The following is a 24051-nucleotide window of genomic DNA, read 5'->3' on the forward strand; positions in this document are numbered from 1 at the left end:
AACAGAGCATGTCTACGTTTGTTGGTTCTATGATCAAGCTATCGGTATAGGGGGAATATAGTGTTGTTGAAACGAAAGATTATTGAAAACCAGTCTCATTGGGGAACAACATGCAGACATATACATATTACACAAGGTTCCTCTACACTTGTTATTTTATTTCCAGGTAAAAGCTATTCTTGTGATCGTTCTTTACTGTATTATGCGACCCAAAGTGCTTTAGAAAAAGGAAACGATGTTCTTCAATTAGAGTATGGTTATCAGGCAGCTCGAACTGAACTGGAATCCGACCAAATGGATATTTTGGTTAAAGAGTGTACAGAAGTGATCCGTCAATCCAATGCATACAACTACACCAATTACACCAGTATTAGCAAAAGTCTGGGGACGGTAGTAGCAGGAGGCGTATTTGACCAATACAAAGCATTACCTGTACGTCATCTATTTCTAACTCCGCTCGATCAGACATTGCCTTATATTACTCAGTCGCAAGGATTATTGCTATACGGTACCGATGATCCGATGTTCAGTCAGATCAGTCGTGAAAAAGTAAAACATTTGCAACAGATGGAGACGATTGTATTGCCAGAAGCTAATCATTCTTTGGAGTCGTCTAATACAGAGAAGTCACTACAATTTTTGAGACAAGTGGTTATCCAGTATAATGAATTTTTATAATATCAGAGGATTATACCTATAGATTATTTATCTGATCATCATTAAAGCTTTTTATATTCTTTGGATGGACAGTTATCTTTCAAAGGAATAGAAGGCTTTTTGGTGCAGATATATATTTAAAAAATGAAAATCGAAGCGTTTAGATTCATAAAAGCAAATACTATGTTATATTTATAAATGAGAATTATTCTCAATAAATAAAAGGAGTGAAAATATGTATTTATTATCATTACGCAAAGTCTTTCCTGTATTCATTCTTATCCTGTGTATATGTATAGCAGGTTGCGGTGCTACAAGCTCATCTGAATCATCAATGGTTACAAGTCAAACCGATGCTACACAGACTCAATCGGTAGAGCATCTATTCGGAACGACAGCGATTCCATTACATCCTAAGCGTATCGCTTCATACAATCTTGAAGATATGTTGCTTTCGCTCAAAGCTCCATTAGTATTAGGAGTATCTGTTGGTGAAAATTATTATTTAGAAGATCGTCTCAAAGCGCAGCAAGTATCTATTTTAAATATGGATAGTGGCTTAGCCAATCTAGAAGCTTTTGCCGATGCACAGCCGGATCTGATCGTAGCCAGTGCCACGATTGATCGAACTACATATGATCAGTTAAGCTTAATCGCTCCTACCATTGTGTATGATCGTGAAGATTGGAAAAATTCTATTGTCAAAATAGGTAAAGCATTGGATCTGGAAGATCAAGCTCACCAAGTCATTACCGATCATAATCGTCAGGTTCAACAAGCCAAAGCTACTATTACGGAGGCTGTCGGCGATAAAGCAACGATCGCTTTTTTACGGACAACAAGTAAAGATATACGTCTGTATCTGCCAGGGTATCAAAATAAACAAGGTCAAACGTTACCTGGCTATGCAGGGATGTTATACAACGATCTTGGATTACTACCGATGCCACTGGTGTATCAATTGCAGAAAGACAATCCAGATAAGCAAAATGTAAATCTATCGACAGAAGTACTTCCTGAAGTCAAAGCTGATTATGTGTTTGTCACATCAGGCAGTGCAGGAGGAACAAGCGAAGATTTACAGAAAGATCAGTCTGAATTTGCCGAATTGCAAAAATCACCGATCTGGCAAGCACTACCCGCTGTGCAAAACCATCATCTGTATTCTGTAAATGCCAAGTATTGGATCAGTACGGGTCCGATTGCAGATGAATTGAAAATCAAAGATGCTGTCAAACAGCTAACTACCTCGTCATAACCTCAACAAAATCAGAGAGGAGCACAACTTTTAGGTCGAGCAAAGCGTACACACTATGACTGTGTTTTTCGATCAATCGCATATTTGATGTGTATTCGCCTTGCTTGTACGAAGGCTGAACTACTATAATAGATAGTGCTGCATATTATCGGCTACGTGAGCATGCGTTATAATGCTACATCTGATTTAGGAGGATTTTACCGTTATGACATTTGTTAAAAAAAGCAATTGGGTATCGTTAGCGACCAAATTGTTAATCGTTTCTGCACTAACCGTTTCTATTGTTCCAGCTTCACATATCGCACCCAAAGCTCAAGCAGCAAGTACAGAAAAGCCCGCAGTAATTACGATTGCTGGCAAAGAAGTCGCTTGGGATACAGCACCATTTGTAACCAAAGGAACAACACTGGTTCCTTTACGTCAAGCTGCTCGTGAATTAGGAGCCACAGCACAATGGGATGCGTCAACTCGTTCTGTTGTTATGTATAGTCATGGAGACAAGGTTGTACATACACCCAATACGAATAAGATTACTTTAGATGGATATGAGATTGAAATGCCAGAAGTATCTCGTAACGTATACGGTACGATGATGGTTCCAGCACGCTTTTTATCGGATTCACTTAAAGCGAATTTGACCGTAAGTTCTACACCTGAAGTAACGACGATTAATTTGACACCCGATCAATCGACCGTATATGCAAGCTCTGCCAGAACGGTAGATACGTATTTACAATCTCAAAATTATTCAGGTCTAGCTCTTGTTGCATACAAAGGTAAAGTGGTTATGCGTAAAGGATACGGATTATCTGGTGGCGAAAAAGCAACACCTCCTGATGGTAAATCTCGTATTGCTTCATTGAGCAAATCATTTACCGCATCCGCAGTGATGAAATTAATCGAAGATGGTAAAGTGAAGTTAACCGATCATCTATCCGATTATATTCCAGACTTCCCGCGTGGGAATGAGATTACAGTGCATATGTTGTTATCACATACCGCAGGCTTTAACTCTAACTTCACCCGTACAGAAGGAATGACGTTAGAACAGACAGTAGATGAGATCAAAACCAAGCCGTTACGCTTTGAGCCAGGAGAACGATTTAACTATAGTAATCAAGGTTATGTATTGCTAGCTTATATCATTCAACAGGTATCCGGTGAATCGTATGGAGAGTATATCCAACAGAAATTTTTAGATCCTTTAAATATGAAAGACACTGGCGAGACAACACCAGCAACCAAAACAATCACTGGATATGTCAAAGACGGCGATACTTGGGATGAAGCAGGATATTATGTATCTCAATCCGGTACAGGTACGTTTTATTCAACACTGGATGATATGATGAAATGGTACAAATCATTTGATAATCATACGATTCTAAGTGAAGATACCGTCAATAAAATGTTTACAACATATTCCGATCTGAAGCCATACGGTTATGCATTCTTAATTAAAAATGTAGATGGCAAACGCACCATCTATCACAATGGTAGTGGTACAGGATATGCAACAGGATTTACGCATAATTTGGATGATGATGTTCTGGTTATTTTACTAGGTAATCATTATGGAATGGATATGCAGAAAATGCTGGCTGATACACAGACTTTAGCCAATAAAGCACTTGTGAAGTAATAGTTTGATCTACTCATGACAAATAATTTATCTATAATAATGAATAAAAAACCACTTTCTGGATCATTGAAGAAAGTGGTTTTTTTATATTCTCCTAATCATTAATGTGTATAATTGGTAAAGTAGAATATGTAGATTACAAATCAGCTATATCGAAAAGGAGCTATTCCATGAAATCGATTATCAATTACGCGCACAGAGGAGCTTCCGGGTATTGCCCAGAAAACACAATGGCGGCTTTTGAGAAAAGTTGGAAATTGGGAGCAACCGGGATTGAAACTGATGTACAAATGACCAAAGACGGACAGCTTGTCTTGATTCATGATGAGAGCTTGAAGCGTACTACAGGGTACGAAGGTCAGATTAAAGATTTAACATACGATGAAATTAAAACATTAGATGCAGGTTCATGGTATAGCGAGGAATTTGCCAATGAACATGTTCCGTTATTAAGTGAGTTATTGTCCTGGATCGCATCGACAGAGATGATGCTTAATATTGAGATCAAAAACAATATTGAACCCTATATAGGTATTGAAGAAAAATTGGTACGTATGATACAAGAGTATAATTTGACTGATCGTGTGATTATTTCAAGCTTCAACCATTATACATTACAGACATGTCATCAATTAGCACCTGAGATTCAAACAGGCATTCTGTATATGGAAAATCTAGTCCATCCATGGGATTATGTCAAAACATTTGGCGCTTCAGCTTTACATGCTCATTACAGTGCAGTTACATCTGACGGAGTAGCACAGGCAGAGCAAGCCGGAGTGATATATAACGTATGGACGATCAATGATCCTATCGTTATGCGCGAACTGATCGACATGCAAGTCGGTGGTATTATCACCGATTACCCTGATATTTTAGCAGAATTATTAAAAGAGAAAATTATGATATAAATGTAACCTCTATAGCTATACATTTCAGAGCGCCTAATGCCGTTATCATACGGAAGGGCGCTTTTTGTCATATTTCGACAAATTCCATGAAGCCAGACTTTCTTTACGTAAAAGAACCAGTTACAATAAAGAATACTGACATGGATAAGGCACTGATTGGAGGTCCTGATGAAAAAAATTCACCCGGGACGATTTCTGAAATTAAACATGATTCGCCTGCTTCGCTTAAAAAAAGGAGCACATCAAGTAGCTATTGGTTTTTCAGTAGGACTATTTCCAAGCTGGTATCCCTTAATTGGTATCGGTCCCATACTGTCATTGGGATTGACTCGTTTATTCAAAGGAGCGATGCCAGCCGCTATTTTCGCCGCTTCACTGGATTCTTTTGTATGGCCTTTAACGTTTTTTCTGAATTATCATACAGGACATTTTTTAGTGACATTATGGCGCTCTGCGCGTCTTCCAGCAAGTATGCCTAATATTGATATTCCAGACTGGCCCGAAGATTATATGCAGCCGATCCATCAGTCTCATCATTGGCGGGATGCAGGAGTTGATTTTATTACAGGAGCCGCTGTAAACAGCATTATCTTTGCGATTATTATTTATATTGTGATCAAATGGGTGATGGTAAAGTATCGTGTACCGCTACTGCGTAGACTGCGAGGTAAAAAAGTTCAACCTTCTGCTTCACAAAAGGACTAATCTGGGGTAATACTATATATTCCACTATTTTTACAACTATTATACTCAAAGATTAATCTACTCGAACCCGTATTATCAGAAGGAGGAACACATGTGAATTTTGGAGCCCGCATGCTCAAAACCGGAATCGCGGTTACGCTTGCTTTGTACATTAGCTCCTGGCTTGATCTGACGCCACCGGTGATTGCTGCGGTTGCTGCTATTTTTGCAATGCAACCATCTATTTACCGCTCTTTCCGTTATTTTCTGGATCAGATTCAGACCAATACATTAGGAGCCATACTAGCACTACTTGGAGGAATGTTTTTCTCCAATGAGCCAATTGCGATTGGCTTGATGTGTGTTGTGGTGATTATGATTTGTTTGCGTCTCAAAATGGGAGATACGATTGGCCTAACATTAGTGACTGTTATTTCGGTAATGGAAGCTTCCGGTCAATGGCAATTTGCACTTAATCGCTTTTCACTCAGTATTATTGGTATCGTGTCTGCCTTTTTGATTAATATACTGGTTGCACCACCGAAGCCATTAGAACAGTTTAAAGGGCAGATTGAGAATACATTCGCTAAATTATCTTTGTTGTTACGAACAGCAGTGTCAGATGAAATTAAAGAGTCTGTTTTCCGTGAAGAAAAAAAAGCGCTAGAAAATTCAATTCAGTCTTTAAGTGATAAGTACAATTTGATGGAAGAGGAACTGAAGAAATTAAAACGAGCTTCTTTCAGTCGACATCGACACATTGTAGTCAATAAACAAATGCTAACAGCGCTTAGGAAAGGGGTAGATGTACTAACTGCTATAGAGCAACATTATTTTCAAGCAGAACGAACTCCACAGTTAGATGATTACTTTGACAATCATCTGGAACAGTTAATTAAGTTCCATGAGCATATTTTGCTGAAGCTCGATAATAAGATTAAAAATGATGGACATGAGGCTGAAGAAGTTGAGCAAGCCAATGATCAATTTTTGGATACCATGATTGATCGCTATCAAGAAAACTTTAGTGGCGTGTTAAGGTTGTCTATTGTAGCAGCTGTGATGTATGATTATGGCTATCAATTAGAACGCCTTAATCGCTTAGTAGATCATACCAGTTCTAAGCATGATACTATCGAAAAAGAAAATGAAGAGAAACAGGACCGCAGAAATTTCCCGACTTGGCCTTGGAAATCATAATCACCAAGTCGATACATCGAAGATGACTGTTTAAAAGGAGACTTATGGGAATGACGAATATCCCCTACACATTAGAGAACTCAATCGGTTACAAACTTTCTATTGCTACACGTCTTGCACACAATCGCTTAAATCAATATTTCCGTGATGGTGGCTATCCGGTCACACATGAACAATGGATTTTGATTTCATTTTTATGGAGACGGGACGGGCAGACACAGAACCGTCTTGCACGCCTATCTCGTAAAGATCAGCCTAGCGTATCGAGATTGATCGATAATATGATCAAACGCGGGATGGTGGTACGTGTACCTCATCCTGACGATCGTCGTACCAATCTAATTTATTTGACAGACTACTGCCGTAGTATTGTTGACGATCTAGGTGATAAAGCCAGTCAGACCATTGAAGATGTATTTAATGGTTTTACAGTCGAAGAACGTAATATCACCATCAAAATGCTTGACCGTATTATCGATAATTTGGATTAATTCCTGTATTTTGTATTAGTTTTCTCTATTTAGGTTAAATAAATAGTAGAGCGAAACTTAATACCAAGGAGGAATTAACAATGATATCTGTAGCAGAAAGACAAAAATGTCTAGAAGCTTGTCTGGAATGTATGGAAGCTTGTAATCAATGTTATGCTGCTTGTCTGGAAGAAAAAGATTTGGATATGATGAGAGGCTGTTTACGACTGGATCGTGAATGTGCAGATATATGTGAATATGCTGCCAAAGCTATGACTTCTCAAAGTCCATATATGCAACAAATTTGTGCATTATGCGCGCAAATCTGTGAAGATTGTGCTCAAGAGTGTGCCAAACATGATCATGACCATTGTCAACGTTGTGCAGAAGCCTGCCGTCATTGCGCTGAAGCTTGTCGGAGTATGGCTGCATGACAAACGATTGTCATACTAAATATCTACAAGAAGGAGAGAGTGATTCTCTCCTTTTTGCGTTGCTCTTTTACTCATAATTATTATAAGAATGAATAGATCAATGATGAAAAGTAGTAGATTTATTTGTAACGAGTGAAGATTAATTATACAATATAGAATATGAGCTAGAAGATGAATCAGGAAATATACAGAAGTGCGACACGAAGTCGCCGGCAAAAAACGGGTTAAATCACACCTGCTTATTTGCCGGCGTTTCCTGACGTTTACGACAAAGGAGAAAAAGATATGATTGCCAAAACAGAAAAAGATATCGAAGGATTAAAAAAAATAGGTCGAGTGGTCGCTATTATCCGTGATGAACTGAAAGATATGACAAAACCAGGGATGCGTACGATAGACCTTGATTTGCATGCAGCTAAGTTGTTAGAACAGCATGGCGCACTATCTGGACCTAAAGTGACATATGATTTCCCAGGCTTTACTTGTATTAGTGTCAATGAAGAAGTGGCTCACGGTATTCCAGGGGATCGTGTGATTCAGGAAGGCGATCTGGTGAATGTCGATGTGTCTGCTTCATTAGATGGCTATTTTGCTGATACAGGCGTATCTTTCGTTGTGGGTAAAGGCGATCCGCTTCTGACTCAATTGTGTGAAGCTTCGATTTTGGCATTTGAAGCAGGGGCTCAAAAAATTCGTGCAGGTTCTAAGCGAAGCAATGCAGGTAAAGCAACATATAATACCGCCAAAAAATTAGGATTTAAAATTATTACCAACTTAACGGGACACGGGATTGGTCTATCGTTACATGATGATCCTGAATATATTTTGAGTTATTATGATCCAACAGATAATGGTCTATGGAAAGAAGGCTCTGTGATTGCTTACGAACCATTCGTATCGACCAAAGCAGAAGAAGTAGCAGAAGGTAGCGATGGTTGGACACTCAAAACAGATGATGGTAGCTTTGTAGCTCAATATGAGCACACGATGATTATCACTAAAGGCGAACCTATTATCTTAACCAAATAAATCATTTTAAATCAAATAGAACCATCAAAAAAAGCCGCATTGCTGGACAACTCCAGACATGCGGCTTTGGTATTTGCAATTTGTAATAGATGAGCGTACAATAAAAATTGGTCTGCAAAAGAACATAAATATACCAAAATTATCAATATAGAATTAACATAACATAATTAATATATATTGTCAAATGTATATTTGCATAGAACATTCAGAGATAGATAAAGGAGATGATCCAATATGGCGATAGATGATCAAGATTGGAAAGACGAACAAGCACGGGTAGATGACGTAACCCGTCAGATTAATCGCAAAATGGCAGTGCTTGAACAAGAAGTAGGAGCAGCACGTGGCGATGTTGTCGGTATGCGTAAAGACTTCTGGGATGAAGTAACTGTTAACTTTAGTGAACCGGATGATGTAGGTGAAACTTCAACCAGTTTACGTCAGCAATCACAGGTATTAACCGAGATTGAATTAGCTCACAAGCGCTCCAGTGTAACCTTAGACAAATTACGTCGTTTATCAGGATCACCGTATTTTGGACGGATCGACTTCAAAGAAGTGGGTGAGCCTGCAACCGACCATATTTATCTAGGTATTGGTTCTTTTCTCGATGATGATGAAGAAACGTTTCTGATCTATGACTGGCGTGCTCCAGTATCGAGTCTTTATTATGATGGTGCTCCCGGGCCAGCTTCATACCGTACACCTGTAGGGAATATTGAAGGGAATATGGAATTAAAACGTCAATTTGTTATTCGTGATGCCAAGATTGATGTTTTATTTGATACAGGGGTTACGATCGGTGATGAATTGTTACAGCAAGTACTTAGTCATACCGCAGATAATCAGATGAAAAATATTGTAGCTACCATTCAAAAAGAACAAAATAGCGTGATTCGTAATGATCGTAGTCGTCTACTGGTTGTACAAGGAGCAGCAGGCAGTGGTAAAACATCAGCAGCGTTACAACGTGTAGCGTATCTGCTGTATCGTTACCGTGATAGCTTGCGCGCGGATCAGATGGTACTCTTTTCCCCGAACTCTATGTTTAACAGTTATGTATCTACTGTATTACCTGAACTTGGCGAAGAGAATATGTTACAGACAACATTTCAAGCGTATCTAGAACGGCGGATCGGAAGAGAATTTGATCTGGAAGATGTTTTTTCACAAATGGAATATCTTTTAGCATGGAAAGATGATCTGGAGCATGATGCACGTGTACAAGGGATTCGCTATAAATCATCAGCAACTTATCTCAAAGCGATTCGGCGATATACAGAGCTGTTGTTAACTGAAGGGATGGCATTCCGTCCGATTCGTTTTCAAGGTAAAGATATCGTGACCCGCGAACAGATGTTAGATAAATTTTATGGATTCGATTCTGCTGTCAAATTAGGTAATCGTATCGAATTAATGCGGGATTGGCTACTTAAAGAAGTAAGTTTATTTGGACGCAAAGAACGTAAAGAAGCTTGGGTAGAAGAACAAGTGCAATTGATGAGTACCGATGATTATCATCGTGCCTATACCATGATGCGTCGGAAGCAAAAAGGGAAAATGCCTTCTTTTGATGATTTCCAATTAGAAGCCGAATTGGCTGCTCGAATGGTCGTTAATGATTGGCTCAAACCACTACGTAAATGGGTGAAAAGGCTTCGCTTTGCAGATATCAAAGCAGTCTATCGTAAGATGTTCACAGACGAAGTATTATTTGCCAAAATCAACAACGGTCAATTGCCTGAAGGTTGGGAAGACTTTGCCAAACAAACCGTTAGTCGTCTAGATCAAGGTGAATTGGGATACGAAGATGCTACACCATATCTGTATCTAAAAGAGCAACTGCAAGGATTCCGTTCTAACCATGCGATTAAGCATGTAATTGTCGATGAAGTACAGGATTATTCACCATTCCAGTTGGAATTTATGAAGCGATTATTTCCACGTGCTCGCATGACAGCTTTAGGCGATCTTAATCAAGCGATTTATAGCCATAATTCTGTTTTTGATGAAGAAGATCCTTTGTTAGAATTGTATGGTAAAGAAAATAGTGAGATTATTCGTTTGACCCGCAGTTATCGTTCTACGTATGAAATTGTAGACTTTACACGTGGCATGATTAAAGGTGGAGAGCATATTATTCCATTTAATCGTCGTGGAGATAAGCCGCAAGTATCTCTCTATGATGATCGTGAATCGATGCATACCGATATTATTCGAGATATTCACGGGCTACAACAGCAAGGTTATCAGTATACAGCGATTATTTGCAAAACGGAGAGTGAATGCGAAGAAGCCTATCATATGCTTAAAGAACAGATCACACTGCGTAAGATTACTAAAAACACACCTGCTTTTGAAAAAGGAACCGTTATTATTCCTGCTTATTTAGCTAAAGGTGTAGAATTTGATGCAGTTGTATTATATGATGCTTCCAGTCAACAGTATCATCGTGAAGCCGAACGCAAATTATTTTACACGGCTTGTACACGGGCGATGCACGTATTGCATTTATATGCGATTGATGAAGTGACTCCATTTATTACCGATATGGATGCAGATCGCTATGTGCTCAATGATCATCGTGGTTAATAGATAGTAAGTGAAAAAGGAGAACTTTTGTGTTATTTCGCAGAGGTTCTCCTTTTTTACATCTACTTATTTCATTAGCATTTGTCACTCAATAGAATTCTTTTGCAATTCAGTAATGAACGAATTGGAGACACCATTGGTCTGTTTGCGATATTGTGAAGGAGTCGATCCTCGATGTTGCTTGAAGACAGAGATAAAATAACTCAAACTATCAAATCCAACTTCAAGCGAAATATCAACGATTTTGCGATCACTGCTTTCTAACAGTCGACAAGCTTGCTGAGTCCGATAGCGATTAATATAATCGATAGGGCTTTTTTGAGTTAAACTTTTGAAAAAGCGACAAAAATGTCCTTCGCTCATATTGATCTGTTCTGCTAATTCACGTAAACGTAATGGCTGTTGGTAGTTATCATGGATATGACCGAGTACTGTTTTGAGTCGTTGTACTTTATCGCTCGGCGCAGGAATAAGAGCCACTTGAGTATCCATGTGCTCAATCATTTGGGCGAAAATCAGATAAAGATACGCTTTGGTAGTCAGTTCGCATGTTACGGTCTGCTGTTTATTGATATCCACAATCTGATTTAGCAATGTCAACACTTCCTGTTCCCAGACTTCTTGCCCACGAATATGAACAGGCAACACCATTTGCTTACGTAACAATGGATCTATAAATCGCGCTTGTATCATGTCATAGCCTGCACTATTTAACAAAGACATACTGAAAACTGTAGCTACAAAGCTACAAGATTCATGTTCCATCTGGTATGCAGTATGAATCTCACCACTATTCACAAACACCGCTTCACCCGCATGTACCTCATAAGGAATCGTTCCAATTTGAAACAAAGCACGACCTTTCGTCACCAAAATCAATTCTGGTTCTTCATGCCAGTGACACTCCAAAACAGTCTCTTCCTCAATATCATCCATCGGATACACACTCACCGGATACATCAGACTCCCATGAATCCGATTTTCTTTTAACTCTTCCCGCAATTGCTCCTGAATCACTGACTTCACCGCCTTTAATTCAAAGTACTTCAGATATTTTGGTTGCACAATATAGGTATTGGACGCTCCACAAATAGATTATTATTACGATCACTGTTGTCAGCTAACCCCATAGAACAATTCCATTTGCTCTGCTGTGTAAAGTGTTAACCAGATAAAGGAATATCTCTAAAGGTCAACATCTCTTTTACTGATTTCATTTTTTGGTTCTTATCCATTCCCACTACCCACCACCTTATTGAAATTTCCTGCAATTTTGTGAGAGTGGATGATCTCCTACCACGAGCGGAGGGAAGGAGGCGGTGCTGAAAGAGCGAAGCGATCGCCTTTGAAGAAAAATGCGACTGCTTTAGCAGTCATTCAAAGCATTTTTCTTCACCAGCGACGACAAGCACCACCTCCTTCACGCAGCACTCCCATCAAAGATCCCCCACCCTCACCAAATCAGCCCAATATCAATATCCTTACACATATGATCAAAATAAAAGAAGAAGAGCGCTTTCTTTATCAATATTATTATAACTATAGCAAAACGATTTGCACAAATACATTTTTATAACCAAATCAATATTATTGGGGGAAATAACATGAAATTTACAGATGGCTATTGGATGACACGCAAAGGGTACAGTATGCAACATCCAGTGGATATTCGCGATATCGTAACCAAAAATGATGAATTAACGTTATACGCAGCAACTAAGAAAATTGTACATAAAGGCGATACGTTAAATGGGACATTGCTCAAAGCATCTTTGAGTTCTCCTATCCCGAACGTGATCAAAGTGCAATTTAACCATCACAAAGGTGGATTAAAAAAATTACCTGAATTTGAATTGGCTCAATTGGAGACCGATATTCAAATCGTCGAAGATGACGATCGTACTGTATTTCAAACAGGCGATCTGACAGCAACGATTCGTAAAAATAGCAATTGGGGAATCAGCTTTGATTTTGCAGGTCGTCATTTAACAGGTAGTGTACACCGGGGTCCAGGTTATATTAACGGTCCTGAAGATACGGTCTTTTTCCGTGAGCAATTGGAATTAGGAATTGGCGAATATATTTATGGCTTAGGCGAGCGCTTTACACCATTTGTCAAAAACGGACAGGTTGTCGATATCTGGAATGAAGATGGCGGTACAAGCAGTGAGCAAGCATACAAAAATATTCCATTTTACCTTTCAAGCAAAGGATATGGCGTATTCGTTAACCATCCAGAGAAAGTATCGTATGAAGTGGCTTCTGAAAATGTATCTAAAGTACAATTCAGTGTTGAAGGCGAAAGCTTAGAATATTACATCATCGGTGGTCGTAATCCGAAAGAAGTGTTAGATAATTACACAACATTAACAGGCAAGCCTGCATTGCCACCAGCCTGGACATTTGGACTATGGTTAACGACTTCATTTACAACGGATTATGATGAAGCAACAGTAAATCATTTTGTCGATGGGATGAAAGAACGTGATCTTCCATTATCGGTGTTCCATTTTGACTGTTTCTGGATGCGTGAATACCAATGGTGTGATTTTGTCTGGGATGAGCGCATGTTCCCTGAACCGGAAGCGATGCTGACACGTTTGAAAGAAAAAGGTCTCAAAATCTGTGCATGGATCAATCCGTACATCGCTGAGAAATCATATTTATTTGATGAAGGTATGGAGCATGGTTATCTTGTTAAACGTGCAGATGGTAGTGTATGGCAATGGGATCTATGGCAAGCAGGGATGGGTCTGGTCGACTTTACCAATCCAGATGCAGTGAAATGGTATAAGAGCAAGTTGAAAGTGCTAATTGACCAAGGCGTAGACTCGTTCAAAACAGACTTTGGTGAGCGTATTCCAACCGATGTCGTTTATTACGATGGTTCTGATCCTGTGAAAATGCACAACTATTACACTTTCTTATATAACAAAGTTGTATTTGAATTGTTGGAAGAAAGCTTAGGCAAAAATGAAGCAGCATTGTTCGCACGTTCGGCTACAGTTGGTGGACAACAATTCCCTGTACACTGGGGCGGCGATTGTTCTTCTACATTCGAATCGATGGCGGAATCGCTACGTGGCGGATTATCTCTAGGAGTATCTGGTTTTGGATTCTGGAGTCATGATATTTCAGGCTTTGAAATGACAGCTGCACCAGAGGTTTACAAACGCTGGGTTCAATTCGGTATGTTATCTTCGCATAGTCGTCTACATGGTAATGAATCGTATCGTGTCCCTTGGTTGTTCGATGAAGAGTCTGTCGATGTGCTACGTGCATTTACGAAGCTCAAATGTCGCCTGATGCCTTACCTATTCGATGCGGCTGTAAACGCGTCTGAGCAGGGTGTACCGATGATGCGTCCAATGGTACTGGATTTCCATGAAGATCCAACGACTCATACATTAGATCGTCAGTACATGTTCGGTGATTCTCTATTGGTAGCTCCGATCTTTAATACCGAAGGATTAGCGACTTACTATGTACCTGAAGGCAAATGGACGAACTTCTTAACAGGTGCTTCTGTACAAGGTGGACGTTGGTATAACGAGACATTCGACTTTATGAACTTGCCTTTACTGGTTAAGCCAAATAGCATTATTGCTCTAGGTGCAGAAGAAAACAAACCAGATTATGATTATACGGATGGTGTAGAACTTCATATTTTTGAACTGGAAGAAGGTCAATCTACTTCAATCAGTTTAGTGAATATGCAAGGTGCACAAGAAGCGATCGTAACAGCTTCTCGTCAAAATAATACGATTGATATCGCTACAGAAGGTACGCTCAAATCGTGGTCTGTTGTATTACGTGGTATTACAAGTGTTGGCGCAATCGTAGGTGCAGAGCAATCTACTGTTGAACACGGTATCCGATTGCAAGCACAAGACCAGAAAGTAACGGTAACGCTGTAAGCTAGTACTCTTCATAGAGTCTGTTTCAGTATCCACAAACAAGCTTGTATATTTGAGATCATTCAATAAATACGTTGATATCATATGAGGCTTGTGAAAATAATCAAAAAAGACTGCTTCTACATGACGTAGAGGCAGTCTTTTTAATATGTGCAGAGGGAACTATTTCATTTGAATCTAAAATCGATATTATTTAATTTTGATATGAATACTGTGCTGTGTCTGAGCAGGTGTTCCTTTGGCTTTGATCATATAGACAATACCTACAAGGATATATAACACGATAAACAGAGCGGAGAAGCGGTACATAGAAGTATAACTGGTAATCCCTGCAATAGCTCCTAAGATCATCGCACCGAGCGCTACGCCCATATCCAGTGAGTTGAGGAACATCCCGTTCGCCATACCACGTTGATGTGGATTGACCACTTGAATCATCCATGTCTGCATGGTTGGTTGTAATGCTCCCCATCCTAGTCCATAACATATCGCTGAACCGAATAAGCCAAGCGTAGAGTGTGCAAAAGATAACAATAATAAACCGGCGATTAATAAGACAGCACCGGGTATGATCAGCGCTTTAGGGCCTTTGCTATCATAGATTTTGCCTGAAAACGGACGAACTGCAATCACAGCCAAAGCATTAAATAAGAAAAAGTAACCTGGATTAGCAAGATGAGCTTCTTTACCGAATAAAGCGATAAAGCTTACCAATCCACCATATGTTAATGACATTAAGAAATTCAAAAGACTGGGTAATAATAATTTTTTCTCGAATTTAGAAGCTTTAGCAGGAAGCGATGGAGTATCGATTGTCTCAACAACTATTCCTTCTGAAGCTGCTTTGGCTTGGGCAGCTAATTTGCGCTGATCTGCTATGATTTTTTGCTCAGCAATCTTTTTATCTTGCCCTTTAACAAGGCTATAAGCAAGCGGGAACAAAATAAGAATAAATATCGAACCAATAATAATCAACGGTGTAAATCCATATTGCTTTTCAATACTCATCCCGATCAGTGGACCCATCGACATGGAGATTGTAGTCGACAGACCAAAGTATCCCATACCTTCACCCATGCGCTTGCGTGGGATAATATCGGATACCATCGTTGGAAAAGTAGTACTGTACATCCCAAATCCAAATCCAAAAATAACACGCATCACCAATAATAAAATAATAGTAGCACTAAAATAGTATCCAATCGTACCTAGCAGTGCGATCAACAATCCACCAAACAAAATCACATTCCGTTTACCCAGTTCTAAGGCTCTCGCTGAAAATAAACGGGAAACGATCGCTGCTAATGCCATCAGACTTGTACATAGACTGACATAGAAGTCGCCTGCATTATAATGTTCACGCATGTATAAAGGTAAAGAAGATAAGATCATATGCAGATTAAGAAAAACAAGTAAGTTACATGCAGTTAAAATTAAAAATTCTTTCGTCCAAAGACGAGAAGGGGCGTCTGCATCTATATCTGCTATCTCTGTTAACGGTTGATCCTGTTGGGATGGAAGGCTATCTTTTGATAAAAGGTTCTCTTTGTTAGTATGTTCCATAGTCTATATTTCTCTCCATTTCTTTTGCCAATCCTAATTCTTGTGACGCGGTACTTCAGGTGTATCTTCGGCATGAGGTTCTAACTTATTGCGTAATAAATGCAGTAAATGATGAAGTTCTTTGAATTGCTCAGGTGTAAGTAGGTTTGTTAAGTCTTGATTATGTTTTTGTTCAATCGCATAGATTTTTTCCATTAATTCGCGCCCAGCAGGCAGAGGGTAGACAAGAAAAGCTCTACGATCTTGAGGGTCCATTTCTTTACGAATTAGATTTTTGCGGTGCAATACATCCAATATACGAGCCGTAGTCGGTTGATCTTTGAACACATGCGAAGCTAGTTCTTTCTGATTCATACCTTCTTGCGCACAGACATAATACAATACACTCCATTGTTCAGGTGTAATATCATGTTCTTTTAAATGATAAGCCAAAGACTGACTGACTTTACGATAAGTGGTTCCTAAAACAAACCCGATCGATTCTAATTCTTGCACGATATACCCACTCCTTAGCGCCTGCAACTAAAAGCGCGACTTTTTGTGATTGAATAAGAAAGTGATTTGTACGAAGTTAAATATCTTACTTTTCATTGGGTAAAGGCATCATTCAATATAGATGTTATAACAATTATATCTAAGACAATTAAAATTTGCAATAAAAAAGCAGGAATCCGAAGATCCCTGCTTATAAAGTATAATCACTTATACTTGGATGACTTATTTAGTTCCAGCTTCTTCTTTAACTTCTTCTTTAGCTTGAGGAACAGATTCCCAGTCTTTCAAGAAACGTTCGATACCACTGTCAGTCAATGGGTGTTTCCATAGAACTGGAACCAAAGTACCTGGAATTGTAGCGATGTGAGCACCAGCAAGAGCAGCTGCTTCTACATGACCTACATTACGGATACTTGCAGCGATAATTTCTGATTTCAAACCATAAGTGTCTAAGATTGAACGAAGATCGCGAATCAATTTCATACCATCAACAGCGATATCATCTAGACGACCTACGAATGGGCTGATGAATGTAGCGCCAGCTTTAGCTGCCATCAAACCTTGTGCTGCGGAGAAGATCAAAGTTACGTTTGTTTTGATACCTTCTTTAGAAAGTTGGTTACAAGCGTACAATCCTTCTTCAGTCATAGGCAATTTGATAACAACGTTTGGGGCCCATTTTGCGATTTCGTGAGCTTCTTTCAACATACCTTCAGCATCAAGGCTTACAACCTCTGCGCTTACTGGTCCGTCGATAATCGCACAAATTTCGTCGATTACATCTTTAAATACACGACCTTCTTTAGCGATCAATGAAGGGTTAGTTGTTACACCATCTACGATTCCCAAACGTGAAATACGTTTGATTTCTTCAAGGTTACCTGTGTCTAAGAAAAATTTCATTTCTCTTTTCCTCCTCGTAAAATTCTATAATTTGTAAAACGTTAGGCATCCAGCTGCAATTTGTAACATGTATCTACAACACGCCTAGAAATAAACACCTATCATTCTATTAACCAAAATGATCGATATGTACACTTTTAAGCGATTGTTTATTATCCAAGACAAATTGCTGAAAAACAATGTCTATGTATCATTTTTACCATATTTAAAGGATTCACACAACTCTACGTTTTGGTTTTGGAGGGAATTAGAGGTGAACCAAAGACAAACCCAAATCGATATGTTGATTTAAAAAATATGAATAGACCATATATAGTATAAAAATGACCTTATTATTGTCAAAATGAGACTTTCAAAAGAATAAAAAATATTTTTTAAAATGATAGATTCATTCTTAAATATACAATGATTATCAATAATGCTATTCACAAACAACTTCAAAATGACGAAATTAAATTATGAACAATTTATAGTATGAGGAGTGAATCACTTGTCTAATGAGTCTTCAAATCAAATAAATAATAATGGCAATTATGAAATTTCAGGTCATGGATCAATCAGCATTGTAGATATGATGGTTATCTGTATGCAATATTTCGAAAAAATTGTAGGTAACGATATTATGTTAGGTGTATGTGACTTGAAAGAGTTTAAATATTATCGTCCTGCTAAAGAATTGGATCTTGGTTTGCGTCCAGGTACACCGATCTCGCCAGACGATAATAATTTACGTGCAGCATTGGTAGATGGAATATCTTCTGTGAGTCGTGTACCTGCTTCTGCGTATGGATTTGAATTGGATGCCGCTTCGGTTCCAATTAAAGATGCAAATGGTAAAGTGATCGGTGCTTTGGCAACAGCGTATACATTGCAGCACAATGAGCTGTTAGGCAATTTCACAGTTGATCTGGAAACGATCAGTGCACAGTTAAGTGATATGGTTCAGACGATCGCTGCTCAATCACAGCAATTATCGGCAACCACAACAGATATTCAGTCCAACACCCGTCAAGCAGTTGAAAATTCTAAAGATGTGAATAAAGTCGCTGGTTTTATCCGTGAAATTTCAGAGCAGACCAACTTGTTAGGTCTGAATGCAGCGATTGAAGCAGCTCGTGTAGGAGAAGCAGGAGCAGGGTTTGGTGTCGTAGCGTCTGAAGTTCGTAAATTGTCTGTCGATACGAAGCAAGCGACACAAAATATTGAGAAATCATTATCCAGTGTGCAACAATCGATTCAATATATGGAACAAGAAATTTCAGCAATTGCTACATCTTCTCATGAACAAGCACACTTAGTGAATGAATTTAGTGAAGTGGTAGATAGTTTAACTCAAATGAGTCATAAATTTAAAAAGTTTACTGATGAATTTTTGCAATCCCGTCTGTAAAATATAGATATATTCACATAGCAGTTTCTTGAGTATCATCAAGAGACTGCTATTTTTTGGTTATTCTTAAATATGGGTAATGATAAAAGAATCTAGTCAATGAAAGGAAGAAGCTAATTTATGAGTGCTATATTTCGCAATGATTGGGCAGATGTACTAGAAGATGAACTGCAAAAGCCTTATTATTTGGAACTGCGTCAATTTCTAGCGCAAGAATATCGGACAGCAACGATCTATCCAGATATGTATGATATTTTTAACGCACTGCATTACACTTCATTAGAATCAACTCGGGTCGTTATTTTGGGTCAAGATCCTTATCATGGTCCAGGGCAAGCGCACGGGTTAAGCTTTTCAGTCAAGCCAGGGGTATCGATTCCACCTTCGTTACATAATATTTATCAAGAGTTACATGATGATCTAGGGTGTGCGATTCCTAAGCATGGTTCATTGATTCATTGGGCAGAACAAGGAGTTTTATTATTTAATGCTGTACTGACAGTCAGACGTGGACAAGCGGCTTCGCATCAGAATCAAGGATGGGAGACATTTACAGATCGTGTGATAGAAGCTGTAAATGAACGTGAGACACCTGCTGTATTTATTCTGTGGGGAAGCCATGCACAGCGTAAAGGAGCAGCCATCGACCGCAGTAAGCACCATGTGATTACCTCTACGCATCCCAGTCCTTTTTCAGCGCACAAAGGATTTATGGGCAGTAAGCCATTTAGCCATACGAATCAATTTTTGGAATCACAAGGGATGGAACCGATCGATTGGTGTATAAAGGATTGATTTGCAGAGCATGTAAGCGTTACAATCATAGAGGTTGATCTTTAGCAGAACGATGCTAATCTGTCCTACTATTTTACAGATGATTTGATCCAAAGGAGGATTTTGTCGAGTGGAATACCGTGTAGAGAAAGATACAATAGGCGAAATTAATGTACCTGCTGATAAATTATGGGGTGCACAAACACAGCGCAGTAAAGAAAACTTCAAAATTGGTCAAGAAAAAATGCCGAAGCAAGTGGTCTATGCATTTGCTTTGCTCAAAAAAAGCGCAGCACTGGTCAATCAACAATTAGGTAAATTATCCGCTGATAAAGCACAAGCGATCGCTCAAGCCGCAGATGAGATTCTAACAGGTCAATGGGATGAACACTTCCCGTTAGTTGTCTGGCAGACAGGAAGCGGTACACAGTCCAATATGAACGTCAATGAAGTGATTGCACATCGTGGTAATCAGTGGCTTGAAGAACAAGGCAAAACAGATCGTTTACATCCGAATGATGATGTGAATATGTCGCAAAGTTCGAATGATACTTTTCCAACAGCATTACATGTAGCTGGTGTATTGGCTGTAGAAGATCATTTGATTCCTGCGATTGCTAAGCTTCAACAGACGTTTACACAGAAATCAGAAGAGTTCAAAGATTTGATCAAAATTGGACGTACTCATTTGCAAGATGCAACGCCACTTACACTGGGACAAGAGATCAGTGGATGGGAAGCGATGCTGGCGAAAAGTACACGTATGATTACACATAGTGTAGAAGAAATGAAAGAACTTGCTATCGGAGGCACAGCGGTCGGAACAGGAATTAATGCACATCCTGATTTTGGACGACTAACTTCTGAGAAAATTTCAGAATTAACAGGCAAATCATTTGTGACGGCTCCAAATAAATTCCATGCGTTAACAAGCCATGATGAAGTGGTCTATGTACACGGTGCTGTCAAAGCACTAGCGGCTGATCTGATGAAGATTGCTAATGATGTGCGCTGGTTAGCAAGTGGACCTCGTAGCGGTCTAGGTGAGCTTACAATCCCTGCTAATGAACCGGGTAGCTCGATTATGCCGGGTAAAGTCAATCCTACTCAATCCGAGGCGATGACGATGGTCGTTACACAGGTAATGGGGAATGATGCAGCGATCGGTTTTGCGGCAAGTCAAGGTAACTTTGAATTGAATGTATTTAAGCCGGTAATTATTTATAATTTCCTCCAATCGGTTCAATTACTTGGTGATGCATTGATTTCATTCAATGATCATTGTGCTGTAGGCATTGAAGCGAATGTCGATCAGATTAAACATAACTTGGACAATTCATTAATGCTTGTAACTGCACTGAACCCGCATATTGGTTATGAAAATGCAGCGAAAATTGCCAAGCATGCACATCAAGAAGGGCTGTCTTTGAAAGAAGCTGTATTACAAAGTGGATTGTTGACGGAAGAAGAATTCGACAAATACGTTGATCCTTCTCAAATGATTCATCCCAAAGCGTAATTGCTAGAGTGAGCGAAAGCAGATCGTGAACTACAGCATTGTATAATAAAATGATTCGACGAAGCCTTTTTCAAGTGATTTCTGAATTCATCTTCAGGGTTACAAGAAAAAGGCTTTTTTCTGTTGAGCGATAGAGTGCAATAGATGCGTAAGCTTTAGTTCGTATCCCAATTATCAGCGTAATTGTGAATACATTCGATACCGTTTGAATTTTGTAGACACAGATTCGCCATAAATACTTGCCAAGTGAAATTGAATAAGCTACAATATCGTTACAAAGTTAATTGATAATAATTATCATTATCAATCGAACACTAAAAAATTGAGATTAAGGAGGGCCCGTGTGAATATATTATCGGATTGCCTCTCACAACTGACAGAACATCTTCGTGGTGATTCATCAGTGAAAGGGCTATTGATTACTGGTTCGGTCGCTTATGGATATTCTTCACCTCATTCAGATATGAATATTATGATTATTGTTTCAGATCAAGAATTTGAAGACCGTTTCCAATCCGGTTCATTGCATTATGATGGAGCCGAATGTAAGGTAGGACGTTCTTTGCAAAATATAGATGGCAAATACATTAGTATGGCGTATTTGGAAAAAGTAGCTCGCTGTGGTAGTGAACCTGCACGGTTTGCTTTTCTAGGTGCTATTGTCGTATTCTCAGATATTCCAGAACTGCGGGATGTATTAAATACGATCACAGAATATCCTATGTCTTTGAAGCAAAATAATATCCATCGGTTTTATGCTCAATTTGAAGCATGGTATGGAGAATGCAAACAAGCGTTGAAGCGTGATGATACGTACTTGCTACATCAAGCAGTGATGAATATGGCACTATTCGGTGGCCGTATGGTGCTTGCACATAATGAAATGTTGTATCCCGGACATAAGTGGATGATGCGTGTACTAGACAGTGTGAGAGAGAAGCCTGAGCGGTTACGTGAACAGATTCAATCGTTGATGTCTGAACCGAAAGAAGCTGTGATTGAGCAATTTTACCGTCATATTACCGAGTTTCGTAATTGGGGAATTGGTGAGATGAAATGGGCAGACTATGTTATTCGAGATAGTGAGCTTCATTGGATGCAAGGTAGCTTGCCTGTCGCTGAACTTTAGAAGTTTTTTCCACTGAAACAATAAAAGAACAAAATAAAAGCGTCGTGTCTCTGGCTGAGAACGGCGCTTTTATTTTTGGATGAGCACAGGTATAAAACCGTGGCTATTTGGATGCATATTATTATCTGATGTTGATCATCACAATACTATATGAATAGTGTAGGTTGTAGTAGATATAAGCTGCGTCATCTAGTGCAAAACAGGGACAAAGTATTCTCTATATGAACATGCCAGCTTTTCAAGGGAAAGTGGACATGGGATCATTACTTAGAAGCAAGAATAGAAGCTTTACCTAATAAATGCTGGAAGCTGATCATACCGTTACCATACAGATTGTCTTGACCTGCTGCTCCCAAATCAATACTGCCTTGGTTTAGAGCCTGACGAATCTGTGCATTAGTGCTACCTGGATAAGCTTGTTTGAGAATAGCAGCCATACCTGTTACAAATGGAGCAGCAACCGATGTACCACTACGAAGCTCATATTTACCGTTACTAGATGTACTTACAATATCTACACCTGGTGCTGTAAGTTCGATATCAGAACCACTAGAAGAGAAATCAGCACGTTGTAGATTGTCGTCTATAGCAGCTACAGCGATCACATGGCTAGATTTAGCTGGATATTGAACCGTATCTGTTGCTGCACTAGCTGTACCTTTATTACCAGCAGCTGCGATAAGCAAGATGCCATTTTGATCAGCAGAAGCAAGTACTTGTTCAACGGCTGGAGAACCTTCTGGAAAAGCGATCGACATGTTAACAATATCCATATGGTTCTGAATAGCCCAGTCTACACCTTTAGCTAAATCTTCTGTTGAACCATTACCTTTGCTATCCAAAATTTTGACTGCGTAGATTTGAGCGTCTGGTGCTTCACCTACAAGACCTTTACCATTCGATTGAGCGCCAATCACGCCTGCTACAAATGTTCCGTGTCCATTATCATCTGCATAAGATTGAGTGTAACCCACTTCAGATACACCACCAGCGATATTCAATTCAGAGTGAGCAGAAATTCCTGTATCTAAAATAGCGATTTTTACACCTTTACCTGTGTAACCACTATCAGAAGCCATTTGAGCATCAATAGTACCGTATCCCCATGAAGCTTGTTCATTTCCTTTTACATTTACTGTTTTGATATTTCCACCAAAAGCTTGAGCAGCAGAAGTATAGGTTGTATTTTGTTCGATACTTGTAATGCCTGATTGTGTAGCAAGATCATTCTTTTGATCATTTGTAAGATTGACAGCAACCATGTTTAGATGGTTAAATGCGTGAAGATCATTAGTAGATTGATCAGCTACTTGTGCAATCTGTTCTTTACCTTGATCGTTAGAATAAGAAACGATATAACGTTGAGTAGTTGTATCTGTAGTATTCATAGTTGGTACATATAGTGACAACGTAAGTGGAATAGCGATAGTGGCAATAAGTGCCGTTAATTTTAGTTTGGAGTTTTTAAAGTTCATTAGTCTTAG

Annotated in this window: 20 protein-coding genes; 15 read left to right on the plus strand and 5 right to left on the minus strand. The window is 39.1% G+C overall.

Features of this window, described 5'->3' with window-relative positions; all coding sequences use genetic code 11:
- Nucleotides 1-63: 63 nt before the first annotated feature.
- The 10 genes from PTI45_RS04340 to helD all read left to right on the plus strand — a co-directional run bounded on the left by PTI45_RS04340 (nucleotide 64) and on the right by helD (nucleotide 10877).
- Complete coding sequence (locus PTI45_RS04340; RefSeq protein WP_069326361.1) at nucleotides 64-678, plus strand: hypothetical protein; 615 nt, start codon at nucleotides 64-66, stop codon at nucleotides 676-678.
- Between the two features lie 214 nt (nucleotides 679-892).
- Complete coding sequence (locus PTI45_RS04345; protein WP_069326320.1) at nucleotides 893-1915, plus strand: ABC transporter substrate-binding protein; 1023 nt, start codon at nucleotides 893-895, stop codon at nucleotides 1913-1915.
- Nucleotides 1916-2120: 205 nt separating this feature from the next.
- Nucleotides 2121-3557 carry a serine hydrolase domain-containing protein gene (locus PTI45_RS04350; protein ID WP_069326321.1) on the plus strand — a complete coding sequence of 479 codons (1437 nt, stop codon included), beginning with the start codon at nucleotides 2121-2123 and terminating at the stop codon, nucleotides 3555-3557.
- 170 nt (nucleotides 3558-3727) lie between these two features.
- Nucleotides 3728-4468: a glycerophosphodiester phosphodiesterase gene (locus PTI45_RS04355; RefSeq protein ID WP_069326322.1), complete on the plus strand. Its 741-nt coding sequence runs from the start codon at nucleotides 3728-3730 to the stop codon at nucleotides 4466-4468.
- Nucleotides 4469-4636: 168 nt separating this feature from the next.
- Nucleotides 4637-5173 (plus strand): DUF2062 domain-containing protein, encoded by a 537-nt coding sequence (locus PTI45_RS04360; RefSeq protein ID WP_069326323.1) that lies wholly within the window; start codon nucleotides 4637-4639, stop codon nucleotides 5171-5173.
- A gap of 93 nt (nucleotides 5174-5266) precedes the next feature.
- A complete protein-coding gene (locus PTI45_RS04365; protein ID WP_069326324.1) occupies nucleotides 5267-6352 on the plus strand; it encodes an FUSC family protein in 1086 nt (361 codons plus the stop codon).
- Between the two features lie 50 nt (nucleotides 6353-6402).
- Nucleotides 6403-6843, plus strand: a complete 441-nt coding sequence (locus PTI45_RS04370; RefSeq protein ID WP_069326325.1) for a MarR family winged helix-turn-helix transcriptional regulator — start codon at nucleotides 6403-6405, stop codon at nucleotides 6841-6843.
- A gap of 80 nt (nucleotides 6844-6923) precedes the next feature.
- Complete coding sequence (locus PTI45_RS04375) at nucleotides 6924-7256, plus strand: four-helix bundle copper-binding protein (protein WP_069326326.1); 333 nt, start codon at nucleotides 6924-6926, stop codon at nucleotides 7254-7256.
- A 285-nt stretch (nucleotides 7257-7541) separates the two neighbouring features.
- Nucleotides 7542-8285 (plus strand): type I methionyl aminopeptidase, encoded by a 744-nt coding sequence (gene map, locus PTI45_RS04380; protein WP_069326327.1) that lies wholly within the window; start codon nucleotides 7542-7544, stop codon nucleotides 8283-8285.
- Nucleotides 8286-8519: 234 nt separating this feature from the next.
- Nucleotides 8520-10877 (plus strand): RNA polymerase recycling motor HelD, encoded by a 2358-nt coding sequence (gene helD / locus PTI45_RS04385; protein WP_069326328.1) that lies wholly within the window; start codon nucleotides 8520-8522, stop codon nucleotides 10875-10877.
- Between the two features lie 84 nt (nucleotides 10878-10961).
- Here helD and PTI45_RS04390 read toward each other — a convergent pair whose 3' ends face one another.
- Complete coding sequence (locus PTI45_RS04390) at nucleotides 10962-11894, minus strand: helix-turn-helix transcriptional regulator (protein WP_342672110.1); 933 nt, start codon at nucleotides 11892-11894, stop codon at nucleotides 10962-10964.
- 587 nt (nucleotides 11895-12481) lie between these two features.
- Here PTI45_RS04390 and yicI point away from each other — a divergent pair.
- Nucleotides 12482-14794, plus strand: coding sequence for an alpha-xylosidase (gene yicI, locus PTI45_RS04395; protein WP_069326329.1), 2313 nt, complete (start codon nucleotides 12482-12484; stop codon nucleotides 14792-14794).
- A gap of 189 nt (nucleotides 14795-14983) precedes the next feature.
- Here yicI and PTI45_RS04400 read toward each other — a convergent pair whose 3' ends face one another.
- The 3 genes from PTI45_RS04400 to fsa all read right to left on the minus strand — a co-directional run bounded on the left by PTI45_RS04400 (nucleotide 14984) and on the right by fsa (nucleotide 17755).
- On the minus strand, nucleotides 14984-16357 hold the full coding sequence (locus tag PTI45_RS04400; protein WP_083243339.1) for an MFS transporter: 1374 nt from the start codon (nucleotides 16355-16357) through the stop codon (nucleotides 14984-14986).
- Between the two features lie 33 nt (nucleotides 16358-16390).
- A complete protein-coding gene (locus PTI45_RS04405) occupies nucleotides 16391-16852 on the minus strand; it encodes a MarR family winged helix-turn-helix transcriptional regulator (RefSeq protein ID WP_083243340.1) in 462 nt (153 codons plus the stop codon).
- Nucleotides 16853-17074: 222 nt separating this feature from the next.
- Nucleotides 17075-17755, minus strand: a complete 681-nt coding sequence (gene fsa / locus PTI45_RS04410) for a fructose-6-phosphate aldolase (protein ID WP_069326331.1) — start codon at nucleotides 17753-17755, stop codon at nucleotides 17075-17077.
- A 490-nt stretch (nucleotides 17756-18245) separates the two neighbouring features.
- On the opposite strand from fsa, the gene PTI45_RS04415 reads away from it, so the two are divergent.
- The 4 genes from PTI45_RS04415 (at nucleotide 18246) to PTI45_RS04430 (ending at nucleotide 22567) form a co-directional block, all read left to right on the plus strand.
- Nucleotides 18246-19145: a methyl-accepting chemotaxis protein gene (locus PTI45_RS04415; RefSeq protein ID WP_241669332.1), complete on the plus strand. Its 900-nt coding sequence runs from the start codon at nucleotides 18246-18248 to the stop codon at nucleotides 19143-19145.
- Between the two features lie 120 nt (nucleotides 19146-19265).
- Nucleotides 19266-19940 (plus strand): uracil-DNA glycosylase, encoded by a 675-nt coding sequence (locus tag PTI45_RS04420; protein ID WP_069326332.1) that lies wholly within the window; start codon nucleotides 19266-19268, stop codon nucleotides 19938-19940.
- A gap of 109 nt (nucleotides 19941-20049) precedes the next feature.
- Nucleotides 20050-21438 carry a class II fumarate hydratase gene (fumC, locus tag PTI45_RS04425; protein ID WP_069326333.1) on the plus strand — a complete coding sequence of 463 codons (1389 nt, stop codon included), beginning with the start codon at nucleotides 20050-20052 and terminating at the stop codon, nucleotides 21436-21438.
- Nucleotides 21439-21781: 343 nt separating this feature from the next.
- Nucleotides 21782-22567 (plus strand): hypothetical protein, encoded by a 786-nt coding sequence (locus PTI45_RS04430; RefSeq protein WP_069326334.1) that lies wholly within the window; start codon nucleotides 21782-21784, stop codon nucleotides 22565-22567.
- A 263-nt stretch (nucleotides 22568-22830) separates the two neighbouring features.
- Here PTI45_RS04430 and PTI45_RS04435 read toward each other — a convergent pair whose 3' ends face one another.
- Nucleotides 22831-24042 carry a S8 family peptidase gene (locus tag PTI45_RS04435; protein ID WP_069326335.1) on the minus strand — a complete coding sequence of 404 codons (1212 nt, stop codon included), beginning with the start codon at nucleotides 24040-24042 and terminating at the stop codon, nucleotides 22831-22833.
- Nucleotides 24043-24051 lie beyond the last annotated feature (9 nt).

The organism is Paenibacillus nuruki (assembly GCF_001721045.1).
GTDB classification, from domain to species: domain Bacteria; phylum Bacillota; class Bacilli; order Paenibacillales; family Paenibacillaceae; genus Saccharibacillus; species Saccharibacillus nuruki.